The organism is Kribbella soli (assembly GCF_004331345.1).
In the GTDB taxonomy this organism is placed as follows: domain Bacteria; phylum Actinomycetota; class Actinomycetes; order Propionibacteriales; family Kribbellaceae; genus Kribbella; species Kribbella soli.
This window is the reverse complement of sequence record NZ_SJJZ01000002.1, coordinates 459,729-480,767: the sequence shown is the minus strand read 5'-3', so window position 1 is coordinate 480,767 and position 21,039 is coordinate 459,729. Positions and strand designations below refer to the sequence as shown.

The following is a 21,039-nucleotide window of genomic DNA, read 5'->3' as shown; positions in this document are numbered from 1 at the left end:
GCCGGTGAGAAGGAAACGCGCACATGAATCAGGAGCACAGCGGCAGCGGGGACCCCGCGAAGAGTCTCGAACTGCTGTGGCGCCGCCGTCCCGCGCCGACCCGCGGGCCGAAGCCGGCGCTGACCGTCGACGGGATCGTCACGGCCGCCCTGAAGGTCGCGGACGCCGACGGCCTGGTCGCGATGTCGATGCGCCGCGTCGCGGACGAGCTCGGCGTCGGTGCGATGACGCTGTACCGCTACTTCCCGGGCAAGGGCGAGTTGCTCGACGTCATGCTCGACACCGTGTACGGCGAGCTGCCGCGCCGCGTCGTACCGGGGGACTGGCGGGCAGCGCTCGACGAGGTCGCACGGGAGAACCGGGAGCTGTACCTGCGGCACCCGTGGCTGCTGCAGGTCGCGATCAGCCGCCCGCCGCTCGGCCCGAACGTGATGGCGAAGTACGAGTGGGAGCTGACCGCGGTCGAGGGGATCGGGCTCACCGATCTCGAGATGGACGCGACCGTCTCCCTCGTCAACGGCTACGTGCACGGCGCCGTCCGTACGGCGGTCGAGGCGCGCCAGGTGATCCAGCGGTCCGGGATGACCGACAAGGAATGGTGGCTGGCCCATGTGCCGCATCTGGATCAGATCGGTGACCTGGAGAAGTTCCCGCTGTCGTCCCGGGTCGGGACGGCGGTCGGGAATGAGTTCGACGCCCCCTATGACGCCGAACACGCGTTCGAGTATGGTCTGGAAAGGCTGTTGGACGGCGTGTCCGCGCTGGTCGGGAACCGGACTGCGCCGGAAGGGTAAATGTAGTTGTGAGTGAGTACTCACTCAGTTACCTTTGACTCCGTGAGCCCACGAGCGACCCCACTGCCCCCCGAGGAACGGCGCGCTGCCATCCTCGCGGCCGCGCTGCCGTTGCTGGAGGAGTTCGGCACCGAGGTCAGCACCAAGCAGATCGCCGAGGCGGCGGGGATCGCCGAGGGGACGATCTTCCGTGCGTTCGGCAGCAAGGACGCGCTGATCGAGGCCGCGATGGCGACGGTGTTCGACCCCTCGGACCTGATCCGGGCACTCGAACGGGTCGACCGGTCCTTGCCGCTGCGGGAGCGCACCGTGGTCGCGGTCGAGATCAGCCAGAAGCGGCTGCGCGGGGTGTTCAAACTGCTGTTCTCGCTGCGGATCCGCCGGCCACCTGAGTTCAAGCACGCGACACCGATGGACGAGGCCCGGCGCAAACGTCAGAACGACCTGGCCAACGCCGCGTTCGCGGACCTGCTGCGACCGGACGCCGACCAGCTGCGGGTGCCGCCGGAGGACGTCGTCCGGATGATCGGCCTGCTCACCTTCTCGGCCACCCACCCAATGATTTCCGGCGGCCACGTGCTGACCGCCGAGGAGATCGTCGACTTCGCGTTCGACGGTCTCCGCAAGCACCACACCGGTCAGCCACCGGCCTCCGAGGACATCGTCGGGTTCGCGCTCGACGGTGCCCGCCATCACGACTCTGGGGATGATTGATGTTACTTCGCGTCTTGCGTACGCACTTGCGTCCGTACGCGGGAAACCTGTTCCTGGTGGTCGTCCTGCAACTGGTCGGGACGATTGCCTCCCTCTACCTACCCAGCCTGAACGCCGACATCATCGACAACGGTGTGGCCAAGGGTGACACCGCCTACATCATGGACACCGGCGGCTGGATGCTCGCGGTCAGCCTCGTGCAGATCGCCTGCACGATCACCGCGGTGTACTTCGGTGCGAAGACGGCTGCCCTGTTCGGACGCGACGTACGCGCCGCCGTGTTCCACCGGGTCGGCGAGTTCTCGGCCCGGGAGGTGAACCAGTTCGGTGCGCCGACGCTGATCTCCCGCAGTACGAACGACGTCACCCAGATCCAGATGCTGGTCGTCACCACCTGCACGATGCTGGTCGCGGCGCCGATCACGATGGTCGGCGGCGTCATCATGGCGGTCCGTGAGGACGTCGGCCTGTCCTGGCTGGTGGCTGTCGCCGTACCGCTGCTGGCGATCTGCATCGGGTTCATCGCGAGCCGCATGGTCCCGCAGTTCCGGAAGATGCAGAAGAACATCGACGGGGTGAACCGGGTGCTGCGCGAGCAGATCTCCGGCATCCGGGTGGTCCGGGCGTTCGTTCGTGAGCCGCACGAGGTCGAGCGCTTCGGCGAGGCGAACCAGAACCTGACCGACACCGCGATCCGGGCCGGCCGGCTGATGGCGCTGGTGTTCCCGACGGTGATGCTGATCCTGAACGTGTCGAGTATCGCGGTGCTGTGGTTCGGCGCCTCCCGGATCGAGAACGGGACGATGGAGGTCGGCGCGCTGACCGCGTTCCTGAGCTACCTGATCCAGATCCTGTTCTCGGTGATGATGGGCGTGTTCGTGATGATCATGGTGCCGCGGGCCTCGGTCTGCGCGGACCGGATCTCCGAGGTGCTGAACACCGACTCGTCGGTGCGGCCGCCGGTCACGCCGATCAAGAGCTTCACCGGTCGTGGGCAGTTGGTCTTCGAGCGGGCCTCGTTCAAGTACCCGGGTGCCGCCGAGCCGGTCCTGCAGGACATCAGCTTGGTCGCGTCGCCGGGCCAGACGACTGCGGTCATCGGCAGCACCGGCGCGGGTAAGACCACCCTGCTGTCGCTCGTGCCGCGGTTGTTCGACGCGACCGAGGGACGGGTGCTCGTCGACGGTATCGACGTACGGGAGATGGAGCCCGAGGCGCTGTGGGAGCGGATCGGTCTGGTGCCGCAGCGTCCGTACCTGTTCTCCGGAACGATCGCCAGCAACCTGCGGTACGGGAACCCGGACGCGACCGACGAGGAGCTCTGGGAGGCGCTGGAGATTGCCCAGGGCAAGGACTTCGTCCAGGCGATGCCGGAAGGACTGAACGCGCCGATCGCGCAGGGCGGCACGAACGTGTCCGGCGGTCAGCGGCAGCGGCTCGCGATCGCGCGGGCGCTGGTCCGGAAGCCGGAGATCTTCCTGTTCGACGATTCGTTCTCGGCGCTCGACCTGGCGACGGACGCCCGGCTGCGGGCGGCGCTGCGGCCGGTCACCCGGGAGGCGTGCGTGGTCGTCGTCGCCCAGCGGGTCTCGACGATCATCGACGCCGACCAGATCGTGGTGATCGAGGACGGCGCGATCGTCGGCAAGGGCACCCATCAGGAGTTGCTCGACACGTGTCCGACGTACGTCGAGATCGTCGAGTCCCAGCGTTCCGCGGAGGAGGCGGCATGAGTGAGTCGGAGCAGCCTGCTTCCGGGAGCACGGCAGACGGGAAGACGGACAGCACGACAGACAGCAAGACGGTCAAGGCGACCGAGCGGCCGAACACCGGGCGCGCGTTCGGGCCTCCGGGAGGGATTCCGGGGGACAAGTCGATGGACTTCCTGCCCTCGGCGAAGCGGCTGCTCAAGCGGCTGCGTCCGCACCGGGTGCAGGTGTCGGGTGTCGTCCTGCTCGCGATCTTCAGCGTCGGCCTGTCGGTGCTCGGTCCGAAGATCCTCGGTCGCGCGACCGACATCATCTTCTCCGGCGCGATCGGCAAGCAGTTCCCGCGCGGCCTGACCAAGGAACAGATCATCGAGCAGACCCGCGCGTCCGGCAACGGCCGGCTGGCGGAGCTGCTGCAGGGGATCGACCTGATTCCCGGGGTCGGCATCGACACCGATGCCCTGCGCAACGTTCTGCTGCTGGCGCTGGGGTTGTACGTCGGCGCATTCTTCCTGTCCTGGGCACAGGGTTACATCCTGAACGGCGTCGTCCAGCGGACCATTCTCGATCTGCGGTCCGAGGTCGAGGAGAAGCTGAACAAGCTGCCGCTGAGCTACTTCGACGGTGCGCCGCGCGGTGAGCTGCTCAGCCGGGTGACCAACGACATCGACAACATCTCGACCAGCCTGCAGCAGACCCTGAGCCAGTTGCTGACGTCACTGCTGACGGTCATCGGGGTGGTCACGATGATGTTCGTGATCTCGCCGCTGCTGGCGCTGATCGCACTCGTCACGATCCCGATCTCGATGATCCTGACGGCGGCGATCGCCAAGCGGTCGCAGGTGCGGTTCGTCCAGCAATGGCGGCATACCGGCGCCTTGAACGGGCAGATCGAGGAGGCGTTCACCGGGCACGAGCTGGTGAAGGTCTTCGGCCGGCAGAAGGAGATCGAGACGAGCTTCGCGGAGAAGAACGAGGAGCTGTACAAGGCCGCGTTCGGGGCGCAGTTCATCTCCGGTCTGATCATGCCGCTGATGATGTTCATCGGGAACGTGAACTACGTGGTGATCGCGGTCGTCGGCGGTCTGCGGGTCGCCTCCGGCACCATGTCGCTGGGTGACGTCCAGGCGTTCATCCAGTACTCGCGGCAGTTCACACAGCCGCTGACCCAGGTGGCCTCGATGGCAAACCTGCTGCAGTCCGGCGTGGCGTCGGCCGAGCGCGTGTTCGAGGTGCTGGACGCCAAGGAGCAGGTGCCGGACGACGCGACACCGGAGAAGGTCACGGACTCGCGCGGCCGGGTCGAGTTCGAGCACGTGTCGTTCTCGTACAAGCCGGACGAGCCGCTGATCACCGACCTGAGCCTGGTCGCCGAACCCGGTCAGACGGTCGCGATCGTCGGCCCGACCGGTGCCGGGAAGACCACGCTGGTCAACCTGATCATGCGGTTCTACGAGCTGAACGGCGGCCGGATCACGCTCGACGGCGTCGACATCACCGACCTGACCCGGCACGACCTGCGCTCGCGGATCGGCATGGTCCTGCAGGACACCTGGCTGTTCGGCGGCACGATCCGGGACAACCTGCTCTACGGCAACCTCAAGGCCACCGAGGAGGACATGCTGGCGGCAGCGAAGGCGACGTACGTCGACCGCTTCGTGCACAGCCTGCCGGACGGGTACGACACGGTCATCGACGAGGAAGGCAGCAACGTCAGCGCCGGTGAGAAGCAGCTGCTCACCATCGCCCGCGCGTTCCTCGCCGACCCGCAGTTGCTGATCCTCGACGAGGCGACCAGTTCGGTCGACACCCGCACGGAGGTCCTGGTGCAGCGCGCCATGGCCGCCCTGCGCTCCGACCGCACCAGCTTCGTCATCGCCCACCGCCTGTCCACCATCCGCGACGCGGACCTGATCCTCGTCATGGAGAACGGCGCCATCGTCGAACAGGGCAACCACACAGAACTCCTGTCCCTGGACGGCGCTTACGCCCGCCTCTACAACGCCCAGTTCAGCGGCGCGGTAGTAGACATCGACGAAGAAGCAGCAGCCATCGCCACCCCAGTAGCCACCCCAGCCGGCCGCCCAATGGCCCGCTGACCACGAACGGGCGGGGACGCAGCCGAGCGTCCCCGCCCGTTCGCGGTGACCTGTGGATAACTTCCGCGGCGGCATCGTCAACTGTGCGGTACTTGATGCGTGCCCGAGAACTCAGCCCACGCACTTGAACGCAGCGCCCGGACCGCGCGCCGGGTTGCTGCGCAGTTGAGCATCTCCGACCTCGCAGACATCACGACGCTGCGGGACGCGTACCTCGTTGCCTACGAGTTTCCGGCCCCGCTGATGGTCAGGGTCGCCGACGACATGCTCGCCGACCTTCGCGACGACGTCGCTACGCGGAAGGTCGATCGGGTCGTCGCGCTCGGCCGCGACGGACATCATCTTGCGCTGGCGATGGAGCAACTCGACGGGCAGTTCTTCCGTCGGCACGGGTCGAACCTGGTCCTGTCACGGATCCTCGTCGAGAACGCGCTTCAGGATCTGGAGCGTCATCAGGGCCTGACGTTTCCCGAGCTGCAGACATTTCGGGGCGCGGCGCCACGAGTGAATCCTGCGAACACGATCGGTGGGCTTCGGATGCTTACCGACTACCTCCACGACGAGCAGGTGCCGGTTGGCCGGCCGGGGAGCCGGGTGGCTCTGGTCGACACGAGTTTCAAAGGCAGCGTGCAGGAGCTGCTCGCCGCGGTTTACCCGGAGACGGAATTCCTCGGGCGGTACGCCTTCTACGGCGAGTCGCCGGACGACCCGCATCCAGGGAGCAAGAAGGGATACGAGGTGCACCTGTCCGTGGCGGAGACGCAGCACGGGCGAGCTCTCGAGGTCCTCCCCGCCGACGAGTCGAAGACGTTCGCGCACCGGCTTGCCCTGCACAGCATCGAGAAGTTGCTGAACGGCCCGATGACAAGCCCGGAACGGATCGGCGCCCATGGACCTGAGCAGTCCGGCCAACGCCACGATCCGGAGCTCCTGAGGGGGTTGAGCCGAGTGCGGCTGTCGCCCCGGCTGCGTGAGCCTCGCGTACGGGAGGGCGTGAAAGTGGTGAATCTGAAGGCGGTCGCGGATCTGGCGCGGGATGTCGCCGTACTGCGTGATGCCGGGAGCAACTACCGGGGCTGGCTGGACGACTGGGCCGGGCGGTATCGCAGCGAGATCCGCGCGTGGATCAGAGGTGGATCGACCGATCCGCGGCTTGCGGAGATGCTCGACTCGTTCGTGTACAGGGCCGACAACCAGCAGGTGGAAGCACTGCAGAAGACGTTGGACCGCGCGCACGTACCGGAACGTGACAGGGAGGCGATCTGGGCCGCGTACGAGCGGTGCGGGAGTGACGGGGACAAACGGGTGTTCGTCGAGAATGTGTTCAACTCGATGCGAACGGGCGGAGGTGGGGATGGGCGAGGACAGCGAGAGGGATCCCGAGGACGAGTGGATGGCCCTCGCGTGGATGGACGCGACCTCTGACGAGTCCGGTCCGCTGCTCGTCGGCGGGCCTCCGCCTCCTTTCGGCGTGCCCGCGATTGCTCGGGCGCCGATGATCATCGACACGGACGCCGGTGGGGATCCCGACGACAGTGTGGCGTTGGTGGTGGCGGCTCGGTTGGTGCCGGAGTTGGCGCTGGTGGTCACGAGTGACGAGTTCGATGGGGAGCGAGCTCGGTTTGTGCGGTGGTTGCTGGATCTCGCGGGGCGATCGGATGTTCGCGTCGTGGCGGGGTCCGATGTGGGGAACCGGAGGGGATTTGTCGTCGGGGGGATGTGTCCGGCCGGCGTGCCTCGGCAGGAGACGGACGTTGTGGCGGCGGTGAGTGAGATCTTTGCTGGGCTGGATGGCCGGCTTCGGTGGGTGGGGATGGGGCCGTTGTCGAATCTGGCGACCGTGCAGCGGGAGCGGCCGGAGTTGGTGGCCCGGATGGTGGTCACGCAGATGGGCGGGGCGATCAACTACCGGGATCCGTTACGGGCCGAGCACAACTTTCGGGCGGATCCGGACGCGGCGATCGAGATCCTGCCGACCCTGGGGCGTTGGGGACCGCCGACGTTCGTGCTGTCCGACGTGACGTTCAATCCGGCCATCGAAATCACGGCCGAGTCGCCGCTCTACAAACGGTGGGCCGCGCCGGACGCACGGCCGTGGGAGCGGGTGCTGCGGGAGCATTTCGATCGCTGGATGGCGAAGTACCCGTGCATCCAGCACGACGCGCTGACGCTGGCGGCCGCGCTGCTCTGGCCGGGGGTGCGTTTCGTGCGTGAGCGCGTCGCGCTGGATTCCATCGCGCGGATGACGCCGAGCGCCGACGGGGTCGAGATCGCGATGTCGGTATCGGCTGACTACTCGGCTTTCATGGCCTGGCTGGACAAGGCGTTGAGCTGACGCCCTCAGTCCCAGACCAGGTTGAGTGCGCGTTCGAAGTTGACGTAGCCGGCGCGGGCGAAAGCCTTCGCCATGGGCACGTTGCCCAGGTCCGTCGAGGCCCGGATCCGGTCGACGCCCTCGGCGGCCAGGATGCGGGTGCCCTCGGCAAGGATCTCGTCGATGTAGCCGTGGCCGCGGTGTGCGGGGAGTACGCCGATGTACGCGATGATCGGGTGGTAGTTGTTGCGGGCGGGCACCACGAAGCCCACCGGACCGCCCCCGTCGGGGAGTTCGGCGATCTGCCACCATTCGTGCGGGCTCTTGAACCCGGCGAACTCCTCGTCGTAGTGCTGTTCCGCCGCCTCGCGCGCGCTCAGCCCGGAGGCCAGGTCCGCCTGGCCGTGGGCGTCGAGCGTGCCCTCCATCACCGGAGTCATGAGAGCGAGCAGATCCTCGCGGTCGGCCACCGGCCGGAACACAAGCTGGCCCTTGGACTCTGGGAGCAGGGACGACGGCGTCCACTCCAACCGGAGCCGCTCGACCAGCAGCCGCGCGCCCGTGCTCTCGAGGACGCGCGTGCGGGACTCGACCACCTCGCGGGCCGCGGGGTTCTCACGCCAGTCAGGCGGGACGAAGCGCCCGTACCCCGGCAGCTTCGCGCCAGCCGGAAAGACCGCCGCCCTGGCCGTCTCGAACAGCTGAAGGCCGATCTCGTCGCGGTCGGCTTGCGGCAGCGTGTCGTCGATGTCGAAGAAGTCGAACTGCAGCGGGACGTCGCCGCCCGGGGTCGTCCACCAGGCCAGCCGGGCGAGGACACGGTCGCCGTCGACGGCCACCCAGGTCCACTCGGGGCGCCGGCAGCCGTTGGCGAAGTCGTCCGGCAGTTCGTGGTCGAGGACATAGGTGAGCCGGCAGAACAGCTCGATCTCCTCAGGACCGGTCAGGTGTCGGTATGTCAGCGTCAAGTGAGCTCCTAGGCAGGGGTACGGCGGAGGCGGCGTACGGCGAGTTCGGCCAGGAGGGCCGCGCCGTCGGGGAGGACTGAGTCGTCGAAGTTGGCCAGTGGGGAGTGGTTGTCGGCGGCTGCGTCGGGGTCGGGGGAGGCGCAGGCGCTGAGGTTGAGGTAGACGCCGGGGACCTCCTGCAGGATGAAGGAGAAGTCCTCGGCGCCGCAGCGTGGGTTCGGGCGTTGGCGGAATCGGTCCGGGCCGAAGACGTCGACGATGGTGTCCCGAGCGAACTCGTACTCCGCCTCGTTGTTGACCGTCACCGGATACCCGACCCGGTACTCCGCCTCGACCTGCAGCCCGTGTGCGGCCGCGAGCCCCTCGGCCAGCTGGACCGACGCCTCCTGCACCTTCGCCCGGGCCTCCTCGGAGAACGTCCGCACGGTCGCGTCGAAGAACGCGTCGTCCGGGATGATGTTCTCCTTGGTGCCGCCCGCGATCCGGCCGACGGTGAGGACGACCGGGTCGAACACGTCGAACTGCCGCGTGATCATCATCTGCAACGCGGTCACGATCTCGCACAGCACCGGGATCGGGTCCTTACCGCGGTACGGCGTCGAGCCGTGGGTACCGGCGCCGACGACGCGCACGGACAACTGGTCGGCCGCGGCCATGAACGATCCGGGCTTGCTGCTCCACATCCCCAACGGCTGCGACGACGCCCCGACATGCAGCCCGTACGCCGCATCCGCCCGGCGGCCGGCCGCGTCGAGCACCCCTTCGCGGATCATGATCGGCGCACCACCCGTTGTCTCCTCGCCCGGCTGGAACATGAACACCACGTCCCCCGGCAGCTCGTCCCGCATCGCACACAGCACCTTCGCGGCGCCGACGAGCCCGGCAACGTGGAGGTCGTGGCCGCAGGCGTGCATCATCCCGGGATGCTGGGACGCGAACGGTACGTCGGTCCGCTCGGTGACCGGCAGCGCGTCCATGTCGCCGCGCAGGAGTACGACGGGACCAGGCCCGCCACCGCCCCGCAGTACGGCGGTCACCGACGACAGTTCCTTACCGAGCGTGATCTCCAGCGGCAAACCCTCGAGCGCGTCCAGGATCAACTGCTGCGTCTTCGGCAGGTCGAGGTCGTACTCCGGGACCTGGTGCAGCGCCCGGCGCAACATGACGATCTCTTCGCGGAACTGCTCCGCCAGCTCGCGCGTCCTCATGCTTTCGGGCCCAGGTCGAGGGCCGCCATGACGCGTTGGGCGCTACTGCCGAGCTCGAGCAGTTCGACGAGATCCAGCCAGCGTTCCGGGTCCTTGATGGTGCGCGGCAGCGTCGCGTCGTACGTTCCGACCGGTGCGTCCTTCGCCACCGCGACCACCTTCGGCGCGACGTCGAGGTAGTCGGCCGCGGCGACGATCTTCTTCTTCACCCCGGGCGCCATCGGCGTACTCGGGTCGGCGGCCGCGGCGCGGATCGCGTCCAGGTCGCCGTACGCCGTGACGAGCGAGGCGGCCGTCTTCTCGCCGACGCCCTTCACGCCGGGCAGTCCGTCGGACGCGTCACCACGCAGCGTCGCGAAGTCGGCGTACCGCTGGGCGGGGACCTCGTACTTCGCGAGCAGCGCCTTCTCGTCGTACACCTCGGCCCGGCCGACGCCGCGGGCGGCCGTGTAGACGACGCGGATGCCGCGGCTGTCGTCGATCAGCTGGAACAGGTCGCGGTCCCCGGTGACGACGTCGACCGGCATCGTCGCCTGATGCGACAGCGTGCCGATCACGTCGTCGGCCTCGTGGTCGGCCGCGCCGACGACAGTGATCCCGATCGCCTCCAGGCAGGCCCGGATGTACGGGATCTGCGCCTCCAGGCGGTCGGGCACGTCCTCGACCTGCTCGCCCTTCGCCGACACGAACTCGACCCGCTGCGCCTTGTACGACGGAATCAGCGCGACCCGCCACGACGGGCGCCAGTTGTCGTCCCAGCAGGCGACCAGATGGGTCGGCTTGTGGTTGTCGGCCAGCCGGGCGATGAAGTCGAGCAGCCCCCGGATCGCGTTCGTCGGCGTACCGTCGGCGGCCTTCATCGTGTCCGGGACGCCGAAGAACGCCCGGAAATAGAGCGACGCGGTGTCGAGCAGCATCAGCCGCTGTGTCTCAGCCATAGGGAGATGCTTTCATGCCGGGCGCTCGCGGCAGTAGGGTCTCCAGGATGGAGGACCTGGACCGCAAGATCGTCGGGCTGCTCGCGTCCGACGGCAGGATGAGCTTCACCGACCTGGGCAAGGCGACCGGCCTGTCCACGTCGGCCGTACATCAGCGGGTGAAGCGGCTCGAGCAGCGCGGGATCATCCAGGGGTACGCCGCCACCGTCGACCACACCGCACTGGACCTGCCGCTGACCGCGCTGATCTCGATCCGGCCGATCGACCCGTCGCAGCCGGACGACTCACCGGAGCGGCTGCGGGAGGTCCCGGAGATCGAGTCCTGCTACTCGGTGGCCGGTGACTCCAGCTACGTCCTCGTCGTCCGCGTCGCCTCACCGGCCGCGCTGGAGAACCTGCTGGCCGTGATCCGGGCCCGCGCGAACGTCTCCACGACCACGACGATCGTGCTGAGTACGCCGTACGAACGCCGCCCACCGGCGCTGTGAAGGTCCTGCTCAGCGACCTGTTCAGCACGCTGGTCTCGGGTGGGGACGCCGAGCGGGACGGAGTCAATGCGCGGATGGGCGCCGTGCTCGGGGTCGATGCCGTGGCGTTCCAGCGAGCGTTCGACGCGTCGTCGTACGAGCGGTTCATCGGTGCGTACGGCGATCTGCCGAGCACATTGCGGGTGATCGCCGAGCGGTGCGGTGGTACGCCGACCGACGAACAGGTGCAGGAGGCAACGGGCCTGCGCCGGGCGCTCGCCCAGCGGCTGCTCGGCCGAGCGCCTGTGGCGACGCTGGAGACATTGGCCGCGTTCAAGGCGGCGGGCTGGCGGATCGGGCTGGTCAGCAACATCACCGCCGAAACCCAGGTCCAGTGGCCGACCAGCCCGCTCGCTCAGTACTTCGACGCGACCGCGTTCTCCGCCGAGGTCGGCGCCGCCAAACCGGAGCCGGCGATCTACGAGACCGCCTGCGCGGCACTCGGCGCCGACCCCGGCGACTGCATCTACGTTGGCGACGGCAACGACAACGAGCTCCCGGCCGCCGCCTCCCTCGGCATGCACGCGATCCGCACCATCGAGCACGCCGACAGCGACCCGAGCTGGTCCGGCCCGACGATCACGACGTACGCCGAACTCACGACCTATCTCGCCTGACCTGGCTCAGGAACCGCCGGCGGCGACGACCTGGGACTCGAAGGACGCGACCTGGATCTTGCCTTTGCCCTTCGGCGGGATGACCAGCACGGCGTCGTGGATCGTCTCCGAGGTGAGGCGGTTGTAGTACATGACCGACTTCGGGCTGAACGCGTTCTCCGGCATCCCGTCCCACCAGTAGCGCCAGTTGACGCCCGGCACCAGCGTGTACTCGTGGTTGAGCGAGACGAACACCACCGCCGTACCGGACTTGGTGACGAACGCGGGCGACTGCTCTGGTGCCGTGAACGTGTCGCTGATGCTCAGGGTTGATCCGCGCTTCTTCGCCTTCGCGGCCCTGTTGCTCACGATGCCCGCAAGCATCTCCGTGATGTCCGCGTTCGGCTGGAACGCGGCGGCGCGCGGTGACTTGGCACCGCCGGTCAGGTACGTCGCCAGGCTGGTCGCGGCGACCTGCGGGGCGGCCGCGAGCCTGGTGTCGTCGGCCTTCGTCGCTGCGCGGAGGCCGGTGAAGTCCGGGAGTTTGACGGCCGTCTTCACACCTGCGGCGAACGTGATCATCCACGGGCTGCCGGCGGTCTCGCGCTCCCACACGCCGAGGTGGCGGTAGGCCTTGTTGGTTGAGATGCCTGAGTTGCTGACGAAGCTCATCGGATAGGCGGCGGACTGCGGCGCGCCGATCACCGGGTTGGTGTAGACGAATGGGCCTGTGGGCTTGTCCTTGGCGACGCGGTCGATTTCGTATCCGGCTTGGCTCTCGCGAACAAGGTTGCCGCCTTCAACGGTCGCGATGAGCTTGTCGTCGCGGGTGCTGTTCGCCTTGTTGTTCACGACGTTGTAGTGCTTGATCACCGCCACCGCGGCCGAGTCTGTGATCGCCGGCCGGGTGAGCGCCGTCACACTGTCCGCCTGCGGAACCGCCGCACAACCCGACACCAACCCGAACGCCAGCCCGCCAACAATCACCCGACGAATCGCCCCACCACCCGCAGGCCGCTGAGGCTGACCGTGGGGTGGTTGCTGGACAGGCTGGCCTTGGACTGGTTGGCCCTGGTGTTGTGGACCGGTCGGCATCGGGGGACGTGCGGGCGGTGCACCTTGCGCGGGCGGGTACTGGACCGGCGCGGGCTGGGTCGGTGGGTACTGAGCCTGCGGGGACTGAGAGTTGTCCTGGGCGTGGGGGAGATGCGCCGGCTCGCCGTGCTGGGGTTTGGCTGGACGGCGGCGGAAGAGGACGAGGAGGATGCCGAGGGCAAGCAGAACGATCCCGACGGCGAACACGCCCAGCGCGCTCGCAAACGCTTTCGGGATCTCGATGCCCAGGTCGACCTGTACGTCGGGAGCCGTCTTCCCGTCGGCGTTCATGACGACGACGTCGTACGGGCCGTCCTCGATCGGCCACGCGATCGACTGCGTACCGGTGCCGTTCGCCTTCGCGACCCACCAGTCGAGCGTGTCCGGCGCCGCGAGCGGACCCGCCGTACCCTTCTCGTCCTGCGTCGACAACGCGATCGGATACTGCACCTGCACGAGCTTCGTGTGCGCGAAACCCTTCAGATAGCTGCTGACGTCGAAGTCCCGAGCCACCCCGACGAACACCGGCTGATTCTTCGTCGACCGTACGTCGACGTGCAGTACCGGACCATGCCGGTTCAGCAGATCCGGCGTACTCGCGATCGCAAGCCCCTTGCTGCTCAGATGCTGTTCACCAGACTGAACCGTGTTGTCCGGCCCGATCAACCAGAACGCCGCCGCACCACCAACAACCGCGACGATCAACCCGATCAAAGCCAGCAGTACGCCGAATATCCTGCGGATCACCCGCACAAGAACTCCCGAGTTCGCGGCATGCCCCAGACACACCGCTCGACAAACAGACGCGTGATGCTAACCCCACCCCAGCCCACCGAACGCCCCGGGCCTACAACCCGCACCAAGTCCAGACGTCAGTACCCGCCCGTCTGACCAACGGGCCACATCGCGCCGAACCGCGAAGGCATCACATTCGCGTCGGTCAGCGTGAAGAAGGCGAGCACCTGAAGGTGTCCGTCACCGCGAGGATGTAGCGAGTGTCGACTGTCGCGTGGTCGGTCGCCAGATTCTGCTGCAGCTTGCTGACCTCTGGAGTTGGTGCGAACAACGTCGCGTCCGGCGACTTCGCACCGACCGTGAGGAGGCCTGCGAACTTCGTGGCCGCGACCGACGGCGACTCGACCAGTCCGGCTGCCGCAGTTGGTGCGACCTCTCTCACACTGCCGACGTCCGGCACCTTCTGCCCTGCGCTGGGCGGCACGATGAAGGTCAACCGCCAGCCGGCTCCGGCCGACGGCCGTTCCCAGACACTGAGCTGTTTGTTACTTGAGGCAACGAACCGCATCGGATAGCCGCTGTACTCCGGAGTAGATCGCCCGTCTGGACGTCCGTGATCAGGCGCTCCCCAGATCGGTTGACCGGACGATCGGAGATGCTAACGGTTGCCGTGTGCATCTAGTGGGTCACGAAGAGCGAATTGCAGGAAGTTGCAAGCCTTCGGTGCCATCCCCTGCATAAGTGGCACCGAAGGCGGCCTGGGGGTCAGTTGATGTCGAGGAGTTTCTGGGCCTCGGCGGCGGTGCGGGAGGCGGCGGCGCGGGCTTCGGCTTCGGCCAGGTGGTTGCCGGCGTGCTGGGTCCACCAGTCCTGGCCTTCGGCAGGGAGGGTGTCGATCGGGTCGTAGTACTCGTAGGTGCGGTTCAGCGCCTCAGGGTCCTGCTGTTCGATGCCGGTGCGGTAGTTCTTCTTCCAGTACGAGATGCCGCGGACCTCGTCGTACTCGGACAGCTGGTGCACCCAGCGCTTGCCGACGTACGGGACGTCGCACACGATCCGCGGGGTCGCGAAGCCGGGGAGGTAGCCGAGGATGCCGTGCTGCAGGTGCTGTGCGTCGCGGACCGACACCCGCCAGTGCTCCGAGAACGGGATCATGTCGCACATGTAGAAGTAGTACGGCGTGATGTTCGCGCCGTCGAGCAACGCGAAGCACAGGTCGAGCAGCTGCGGGATCGAGTCGTTGACGCCGCGCATCAGCACGCCCTGGTTCCGCACGTCCCGCAGACCGGCCTCGAGCATCGCCTTCGACGCCTCGGCGACCAGCGGCGTCACGGACTGCGCCGCGTTCACATGCGTATGCATCGCGAGCATGACGCCGCGATCCCGCGCGAGCCGCGCCACCCGCTCCACCCCACCCAGGACGTCGGAGGACAGCCAGTGCTGCGGCATCCCCATCAGCGCCTTGGTGGCCAGCCGGATGTCGCGGATGTTCTCGATCTCCAGCAGGTTGGTCAGGAACGTCTCGAGCCGCGGCCAGGGCATGTTCGCCACGTCGCCGCCGGAGACGACGACGTCCCGGACTCCCGGCGTACGGCGTAGGTAGTCGAGCATGTCGTCGAGCCGGGTCTGCGGCTTGGCGACGAACTTCAGCTTGTCGATCACCGGCGTCGAGTTCCCGACCAGGTCCATCCGGGTGCAGTGACCGCAGTACTGCGGACACGTCGGCAGGATCTCCGCGAGGACCTTGGTCGGGTAGCGGTGGGTCAACCCCTCCGTGGCCCACATCTCGTGCTCGTGCAGCGAGTCCCGGGCCGCGTGCGGGTGCGACGGCCAGTCGGAACGGCGGTCGCTGAACACCGGCAGCATGTAGCGGCGGACCGGGTCGGCGTAGAACGCCTCCGTGTAGTCGGCCGCACCGGAAGGAACGATCGTGTTCAGCATCTGCGGCGGCAGCAGCATCGACATCGTGGCGCGCTCGGCCTGGTCGCGGGTCAGATCGTCGTACAGCCGGTCCTCGAGCAGGTCGCCCATGACCTCACGCAACTGCTTCACGTTCTTCACGCAATGCGACCGTTGCCACTGCACCGAGCGCCACTCCTCGGCCGTGACGTCCTTCCAGCCGGGCAGCCGGGTCCAGTCCGGCTCGACCAGCTCGGCACGCCGGTACAGGTACGGCTGACCGTCGCCAGGCTGCTCCGAACGAGCCAGCTCCGGGGTGATCAGGTCGGTCACGGGTCCTCCGCGGGGCTTCGGGGGTATTGCTGTCTCATGTGAGGATAGCGATAGAACTTCCCCTATATGCAACAGTACGCCGCAAGAATTCCCGTCACGACGCGCTGTGAGTAGTATTTTGCCCGACCGCACAGCCTTGGCCGCACAGGAGGATCCGTGTCATCGAGCCCGGTAGGACTGCACCGTGTACTCGCGCCGTCCGGCGTGTTGCCGCAGGCGGCGGAGAGACTCGACGCACGTCCCGGGATCTGGCCCGACGAGGTCCGCATCGCCGTCGAGCGGCTGAACCTGGACGCCGCGTCGTACCGCCAGCTCGCCGAACAGCACGGCGGTGACGGTACGGCGATCCGCCGCGCGGTGCTGGACATCATCGAGGCCCGCGGCAAGATGCAGAACCCGGTCACCGGCTCCGGCGGCATGCTCGTCGGCGTGGTCGACGAGGCCGGCCCGGACTCGCCGCTCGGGGTCCGCAAGGGCGACCGGGTCGCGACCCTCGTCTCGCTCACGCTGACCCCATTGCAGATCACCGACGAACTGCGGGACTGGGACGGCAAGAGCGAGCAGGTACCCGCGCAGGGGCACGCGATCCTGTTCGCGCGGTCGATCGTCGCGAAGCTGCCCGACGACCTGAAGCCGGAGCTGTCGCTGGCCGTGATGGACGTCTGCGGCGCCCCGGCGCTGACCGCTCGGGTGGTGCGATCGTATGTCGATAAAGGCATAAAGCCTGTCGTGTCAGTAATTGGCGGCGCAGGTAAATCCGGGTCGCTGTCGCTGGCCGCCGCCCGCGCGGCCGGGGCTGCTCGCACGATCGGTGTGGTGCCGGTCGAGCATGAGCAGGATCGCCTGACCGCAGCCGGTCTGGCCGATGTCGTGACGCTGGCCGACGCCCGCGATCCGGTGGCTCTGGCGAAGGCGGTCGAGGAGGCCGGTGGACCCGCGGACATCACCGTGGTGTGCGTCGACGTACCGGGGTGTGAGCACGGAGCCGTCCTGTCGACGGCGGCCGGCGGCACCGTGATCTTCTTCTCGATGGCGACCTCGTTCTCCGCGGCCGCGCTCGGCGCGGAGGGGCTCGCCGCCGACGTCACGATGCTGGTCGGCAACGGGTACGTGCCCGGGCATGCGGACTATGCGATGGAGCTGTTGCGGACCGAGCCGGGTGTCCGTGGTCTGTTCGAGAGCAGGCTGGCGGAGGATTAGGCCGTGCGCACACTTCTGACGAACGGTTCCGTCTACTCGCCCGCCGACCCCCACGCGACCGCGATCGCGTTCGACGACGGGGTGGTGACCTGGCTCGGTGACGACACCGGCGCGAGTTCGTACGCCGACGGCGCGGACGAGGTGATCGACCTCGACGGCAAGCTGGTGACGCCGGCGTTCGTCGACGCCCACGTCCACACGGCCGGTGCCGGCGCGGTGCTGACCGGACTCGACCTTGCCGGCACGACCTCGTTGACGGACGCGCTCGATCGGCTCGCAGCATTCGCCGCGAACCTCCCGGAGGACGCGGTCATCGACAGCGCCGGCTGGGACGAGACCGCCTGGCCGGAAGGTCGCCCGCCGACCGTCGAGGAGCTCGACCGCGCAGGCGGCGGCCGCCGCGTCTATCTGTCCCGCATCGACGGCCACTCCGGCGTCATCTCGTCGGCCCTCGTCCCCGTGGCGAAGGATCAAGAGGGGTACGACGAGACCGGCCGCGTGGAGCGCTCCGCGAATCACGCCGTACGGGATGCTCTCGGCGACCTGATCGGACCGGATCAGCGGCGGCAGGACATCGAGGCCGCGCTGAAGGCCATGGCAGCCAAGGGAATCGGTGCGTTCCACGAGATGGCCGCACCGCACATCGGGCCGTTGTGGGAACTGCCGATCGTGCGCGAGACGGCCGAGCAGCTCGGTCTGGCCGCGACGCTGTACTGGGGCGAACCGGGCGCGTTCGAGCACCTCGGCACCTACGGCCTCGCCGGTCTTGCCGGTGACCTGAACGCAGACGGTGCCCTCGGCTCGCGTACGGCGGCTTTGCGGGAGCCGTACGCCGATCGCGCCGACCACCGCGGCCACGCGTACCTGACGGCGGAGCAGATCGCCGAGCACGTGATCGCCTGCACCGAGCGGAACGTGCAGGCAGGTTTCCACTGCATCGGCGACCAGGCGCTCGACAACATCGCGCGCGGTTTCGAGCTCGCCGCCGAGAAGGTCGGCGTGCAGGCGCTCGTTGCGGCGCGGCACCGGCTCGAGCACGTCGAAATGGCGGACGAGGCAACAATCGCGACGCTCGCGCGCTGCGGCGTGGTGGCGAGTGTGCAACCGAGGTTCGACGCCCTGTGGGGCGGCCCGGACGGCATGTACGCCGAGCGCGTCGGCGACCGCTGGCGCGGGATGAACCCGTTCGGTTCGCTGGCCCGTGCGGGCGTCGTACTCGCGTTCGGCTCCGATGCACCGGTGACGGAGGTGGGTGGCTGGGAGGCCGTGCGGGCGGCAGCGTTCCACCATGAGCAGTCGGAGCGGATCACCGTCCGCGCAGCGTTCCAGGCGCATACACGAGGCGGCTGGCGGGCCGCGGGGATCGATGACGCCGGAGTGCTCGCGCCCAGCACGGCCGCGACGTACGCGATCTGGCAGAGCGATGCCGACCTCGTCGTCCAGACACCGGACACGCGCGTCGCTGCGTGGTCGACGGACCCGCGTGCCGGTGTACCGGTGCTGCCGGATCTGACCCAGGGAACACCTACCTGCCTGCGGACGACCGTTGGCGGCCGCGTCGTGTACGAAGCCGAGGGATGGCCAACATGAAGAAGCTGGACCTCGATCCAGTCACTGTCCGGAAGGCGCGCAGCCTCGCGCGCAAGGCGGGCAAGCCGATCGTCAACCTCGCCCGGCAGCACACCACGGTGTCGGTCGAGCGAGCGGTACTGCGGCTCGCCGGGCTGACCGGTGCCGACACCGAAGGCATCCCGTGGGTGAACCGGCTCGCGGACACCGTGCGCGCGGACGTCGGCCTCGACCACGGGCTCGCGCTGCCCGTGTGGGATGCGCTGCTCCGTGGCGAGGCTGAGGACCTAGCAGTGCTAGCGCAGAAGGCCGCGTCGGGTTCCGTGACGTTCCGGATGCCCGAGGGCCGTGACGCCGTACGGGCTCGGTCCGCCGCACGCAAGGCGGCGGCCGCCGGGATGAAGCGGATCGACGGGCGGCGGCGCGAGCGGGACCGGCTGATCAAGCGCCACGGTGACCCGGAGCAGCGGCCGTGGATCTACCTGATCGTTGCCACCGGCGACATCTACGAGGACATCCCGCAGGCGCAGGCAGCCGCGCGCGAGGGCGCCGACATCATCGCGGTGATCCGGTCGACGGGTCAGTCGCTGCTCGACTACGTGCCGGAGGGCGCGACCCGCGAAGGGTTCGCCGGCACGTACGCGACGCAGGAGAACTTCCGGCTGATGCGGGCCGCGCTGGACGAGTCGTCGAAGGAGCTCGGCCGCTACGTGCGGCTGACCAACTACGCGTCCGGCCTGTGCATGCCGGAGATCGCGACGCTGGCCGGGCTCGAGCGGCTCGACATGATGCTGAACGACTCGATGTACGGGATCCTCTTCCGCGACATCAACCCGATCCGGACGTTCGTCGACCAGCGGTTCAGCCGCCAGATCCACGCCCGCGCCGGGATCATCATCAACACCGGCGAGGACAACTACCTGACCACCGCGGACGCGGTCGAGGCCGCGCACACGGTGACGGTCTCGCAGCTGCTGAACGAGTACTTCGCCAAGGAGGCCGGGCTCGAGGACTGGCAGCTGGGTCTCGGGCACGCGTTCGAGATCAACCCGGACATCCCGGACTCGTTCCGGCTCGAGCTCGCGCACGCGATGCTGGCGCGGCAGCTGTTCCCGAACGCGCCGCTGAAGTGGATGCCGCCGACCCGGCACATGACCGGCGACGTGTTCCGCGGGTACCTGCTGGACGGGTTCTTCAACCTGGTCGGTGCGATGACCGGGCAGGGCATCCTGCTGGTCGGCATGATGACCGAGGCCGTCGTGACGCCGTGGATCTCGGACCGCGACCTGGCGCTGCAGAACGTCCGCTACGTGTTGGGTGCCGCGGGCAACCTTCACGAGGACTTCCGGCCGGAGCCGAACGGGTTCATCGCGTCCCGCGCCCGCCAGGTCCTCGGCGAGTCGGTCGAGCTGCTGGACCGGATCGTCGACGACGGCCTGCTGAACGCGATCGGCGACGGCACCTTCGGCCTGATGAAACGTCCGCAGGACGCCGGTCGTGGTCTGGACGGGGTCGCGCGCAAGTCGTCGGCGTACTACAACCCGGCGATCGAGCTGTTGGAGGAGGGCCAGTGAGCATCATCCGGCCGTACGGCGACACCACCGGGGACGGGATGGTGCAGCTGTCGTTCACGTTGCCGGTCCCGCACGACAAGCGCGCCGAGGGTGCCGCGGTCCAGCTGGCCAACAAGATGGGCATGGATCCGGCCCTGGTCGTGCACTCGAAGCCGATCGGCCCGGACTTCACGTTCTTCGTGGTCTACGGGCCCGTGAACCACTTGGTCGACACGTCGAAGGTCGAGGTGATCGAGCGCGACTACCCGCTGCTGTCGCCGAAGGAGGTCAACCTCGCGATCCGCAAGGGCCTGCGCCGCCGGCTGACCGTGGTCGGCGCCTGCATCGGCACCGACGCGCACACGGTCGGTATCGACGCGATCCTGAACATCAAGGGATTCGCGGGGGAGAAGGGCCTGGAGTACTACCGCGAGGTGAAGGTCGTGAACCTCGGCGCGCAGGTCGCCGTACCGGAGCTGGTCCGGCGGGCCAAGGCCGACAAGGCCGACGCGATCCTGGTGTCGCAGGTGGTGACGCAGCGCGAGGCGCACGTACTCAACACCAAGGAGATGTCCGCTGCGTTCCGGGAGGCGTACGCCGAGGACGCGCGGCCTGTACTTGTTGCCGGCGGCCCCCGTTTCACCGAGCAGATGGCCGGCGAGCTCGGCGTCGACCGGGTGTTCGGCCGCGGAACGACTCCGGGTGAAGTGGCCAGCTATCTCGTCGACGCGCTGGTGACCCGGCGTCATGCCTACAGGCTGCATTCAACTAGAAGCGGGGTCGCATAA

General features: G+C 68.1%; 18 protein-coding genes. 12 read left to right on the top strand and 6 right to left on the bottom strand.

What is annotated here, in order from left to right; genetic code table 11:
• The first annotated feature begins 23 nt into the window (after positions 1 to 23).
• From E0H45_RS16525 to E0H45_RS16500, 6 genes are all read left to right on the top strand, one after another.
• Positions 24 to 794 (top strand): TetR/AcrR family transcriptional regulator, encoded by a 771-nt coding sequence (locus E0H45_RS16525; protein WP_131338216.1) that lies wholly within the window; start codon positions 24 to 26, stop codon positions 792 to 794.
• Positions 795 to 836: 42 nt separating this feature from the next.
• On the top strand, positions 837 to 1,508 hold the full coding sequence (locus tag E0H45_RS16520; protein WP_238155047.1) for a TetR/AcrR family transcriptional regulator: 672 nt from the start codon (positions 837 to 839) through the stop codon (positions 1,506 to 1,508).
• A complete protein-coding gene (locus E0H45_RS16515; RefSeq protein WP_131338215.1) occupies positions 1,508 to 3,241 on the top strand; it encodes an ABC transporter ATP-binding protein in 1,734 nt (577 codons plus the stop codon). The genes E0H45_RS16520 and E0H45_RS16515 overlap by 1 nt, the downstream gene beginning before the upstream one ends.
• The gene (locus E0H45_RS16510) at positions 3,238 to 5,316 is read left to right on the top strand and encodes an ABC transporter ATP-binding protein (RefSeq protein WP_131338214.1); all 2,079 of its coding nucleotides are present in this window, start codon (positions 3,238 to 3,240) and stop codon (positions 5,314 to 5,316) included. The genes E0H45_RS16515 and E0H45_RS16510 overlap by 4 nt, the downstream gene beginning before the upstream one ends.
• A gap of 99 nt (positions 5,317 to 5,415) precedes the next feature.
• Entirely contained in the window at positions 5,416 to 6,741 is a 1,326-nt protein-coding gene (locus tag E0H45_RS16505) for an ABC transporter permease (RefSeq protein WP_131338213.1), read from the top strand.
• The gene (locus tag E0H45_RS16500; RefSeq protein WP_202872366.1) at positions 6,671 to 7,651 is read left to right on the top strand and encodes a nucleoside hydrolase; all 981 of its coding nucleotides are present in this window, start codon (positions 6,671 to 6,673) and stop codon (positions 7,649 to 7,651) included. The genes E0H45_RS16505 and E0H45_RS16500 overlap by 71 nt, the downstream gene beginning before the upstream one ends.
• A gap of 5 nt (positions 7,652 to 7,656) precedes the next feature.
• Here E0H45_RS16500 and E0H45_RS16495 read toward each other — a convergent pair whose 3' ends face one another.
• Genes E0H45_RS16495 through E0H45_RS16485 form a run of 3 tightly spaced genes read right to left on the bottom strand, consistent with a single transcriptional unit; the run spans position 7,657 to position 10,723 of the window.
• Positions 7,657 to 8,598 carry a GNAT family N-acetyltransferase gene (locus tag E0H45_RS16495; protein WP_202872365.1) on the bottom strand — a complete coding sequence of 314 codons (942 nt, stop codon included), beginning with the start codon at positions 8,596 to 8,598 and terminating at the stop codon, positions 7,657 to 7,659.
• Between the two features lie 8 nt (positions 8,599 to 8,606).
• Positions 8,607 to 9,806: a M20 metallopeptidase family protein gene (locus E0H45_RS16490; protein ID WP_131338212.1), complete on the bottom strand. Its 1,200-nt coding sequence runs from the start codon at positions 9,804 to 9,806 to the stop codon at positions 8,607 to 8,609.
• Positions 9,803 to 10,723 carry a 5'-3' exonuclease gene (locus E0H45_RS16485; RefSeq protein ID WP_131340487.1) on the bottom strand — a complete coding sequence of 307 codons (921 nt, stop codon included), beginning with the start codon at positions 10,721 to 10,723 and terminating at the stop codon, positions 9,803 to 9,805. The genes E0H45_RS16490 and E0H45_RS16485 overlap by 4 nt, the downstream gene beginning before the upstream one ends.
• 68 nt (positions 10,724 to 10,791) lie before the next feature.
• Between E0H45_RS16485 and E0H45_RS16480 the strand changes: the two genes are divergently transcribed.
• Both E0H45_RS16480 and E0H45_RS16475 read left to right on the top strand, forming a co-directional pair.
• Complete coding sequence (locus E0H45_RS16480; RefSeq protein WP_130385587.1) at positions 10,792 to 11,232, top strand: Lrp/AsnC family transcriptional regulator; 441 nt, start codon at positions 10,792 to 10,794, stop codon at positions 11,230 to 11,232.
• Positions 11,229 to 11,888 (top strand): HAD family hydrolase, encoded by a 660-nt coding sequence (locus tag E0H45_RS16475; protein ID WP_131338211.1) that lies wholly within the window; start codon positions 11,229 to 11,231, stop codon positions 11,886 to 11,888. Before E0H45_RS16480 ends, E0H45_RS16475 begins: the two co-directional genes overlap by 4 nt.
• Positions 11,889 to 11,894: 6 nt before the next feature.
• Here the strand turns inward: E0H45_RS16475 and E0H45_RS16470 are convergent, their stop codons facing one another.
• From E0H45_RS16470 to E0H45_RS16460, 3 genes are all read right to left on the bottom strand, one after another.
• Complete coding sequence (locus tag E0H45_RS16470) at positions 11,895 to 13,709, bottom strand: DUF8094 domain-containing protein (RefSeq protein WP_131338210.1); 1,815 nt, start codon at positions 13,707 to 13,709, stop codon at positions 11,895 to 11,897.
• 193 nt (positions 13,710 to 13,902) lie between these two features.
• Positions 13,903 to 14,193, bottom strand: coding sequence for a hypothetical protein (locus E0H45_RS16465; protein ID WP_131338209.1), 291 nt, complete (start codon positions 14,191 to 14,193; stop codon positions 13,903 to 13,905).
• A 269-nt stretch (positions 14,194 to 14,462) separates the two neighbouring features.
• Complete coding sequence (locus E0H45_RS16460; RefSeq protein ID WP_131338208.1) at positions 14,463 to 15,929, bottom strand: KamA family radical SAM protein; 1,467 nt, start codon at positions 15,927 to 15,929, stop codon at positions 14,463 to 14,465.
• A gap of 156 nt (positions 15,930 to 16,085) precedes the next feature.
• Here E0H45_RS16460 and kdd point away from each other — a divergent pair, with 156 nt between their 5' ends.
• The 4 genes from kdd to kamE are packed head-to-tail and all read left to right on the top strand — an operon-like array spanning position 16,086 to position 21,039.
• Positions 16,086 to 17,129, top strand: a complete 1,044-nt coding sequence (gene kdd, locus E0H45_RS16455) for an L-erythro-3,5-diaminohexanoate dehydrogenase (protein ID WP_131338207.1) — start codon at positions 16,086 to 16,088, stop codon at positions 17,127 to 17,129.
• 3 nt (positions 17,130 to 17,132) lie between these two features.
• Positions 17,133 to 18,719, top strand: a complete 1,587-nt coding sequence (locus tag E0H45_RS16450) for an amidohydrolase (RefSeq protein WP_131338206.1) — start codon at positions 17,133 to 17,135, stop codon at positions 18,717 to 18,719.
• A complete protein-coding gene (gene kamD, locus E0H45_RS16445; RefSeq protein WP_165546486.1) occupies positions 18,716 to 20,272 on the top strand; it encodes a lysine 5,6-aminomutase subunit alpha in 1,557 nt (518 codons plus the stop codon). The genes E0H45_RS16450 and kamD overlap by 4 nt, the downstream gene beginning before the upstream one ends.
• Positions 20,269 to 21,039, top strand: a complete 771-nt coding sequence (gene kamE, locus E0H45_RS16440) for a lysine 5,6-aminomutase subunit beta (RefSeq protein ID WP_131338204.1) — start codon at positions 20,269 to 20,271, stop codon at positions 21,037 to 21,039. The genes kamD and kamE overlap by 4 nt, the downstream gene beginning before the upstream one ends.

Coding starts and splice junctions, on each gene's coding strand:
- E0H45_RS16525 (WP_131338216.1), top strand. CDS start 24: ATGAATCAGGAGCACAGCGGCAGCGGGGACCCCGCGAAGAGTCTCGAA.
- E0H45_RS16515 (WP_131338215.1), top strand. CDS start 1,508: ATGTTACTTCGCGTCTTGCGTACGCACTTGCGTCCGTACGCGGGAAAC.
- E0H45_RS16510 (WP_131338214.1), top strand. CDS start 3,238: ATGAGTGAGTCGGAGCAGCCTGCTTCCGGGAGCACGGCAGACGGGAAG.
- E0H45_RS16500 (WP_202872366.1), top strand. CDS start 6,671: ATGGGCGAGGACAGCGAGAGGGATCCCGAGGACGAGTGGATGGCCCTC.
- E0H45_RS16490 (WP_131338212.1), bottom strand. CDS start 9,806: ATGAGGACGCGCGAGCTGGCGGAGCAGTTCCGCGAAGAGATCGTCATG.
- E0H45_RS16485 (WP_131340487.1), bottom strand. CDS start 10,723: ATGCTGCTCGACACCGCGTCGCTCTATTTCCGGGCGTTCTTCGGCGTC.
- E0H45_RS16480 (WP_130385587.1), top strand. CDS start 10,792: ATGGAGGACCTGGACCGCAAGATCGTCGGGCTGCTCGCGTCCGACGGC.
- kamD (WP_165546486.1), top strand. CDS start 18,716: ATGAAGAAGCTGGACCTCGATCCAGTCACTGTCCGGAAGGCGCGCAGC.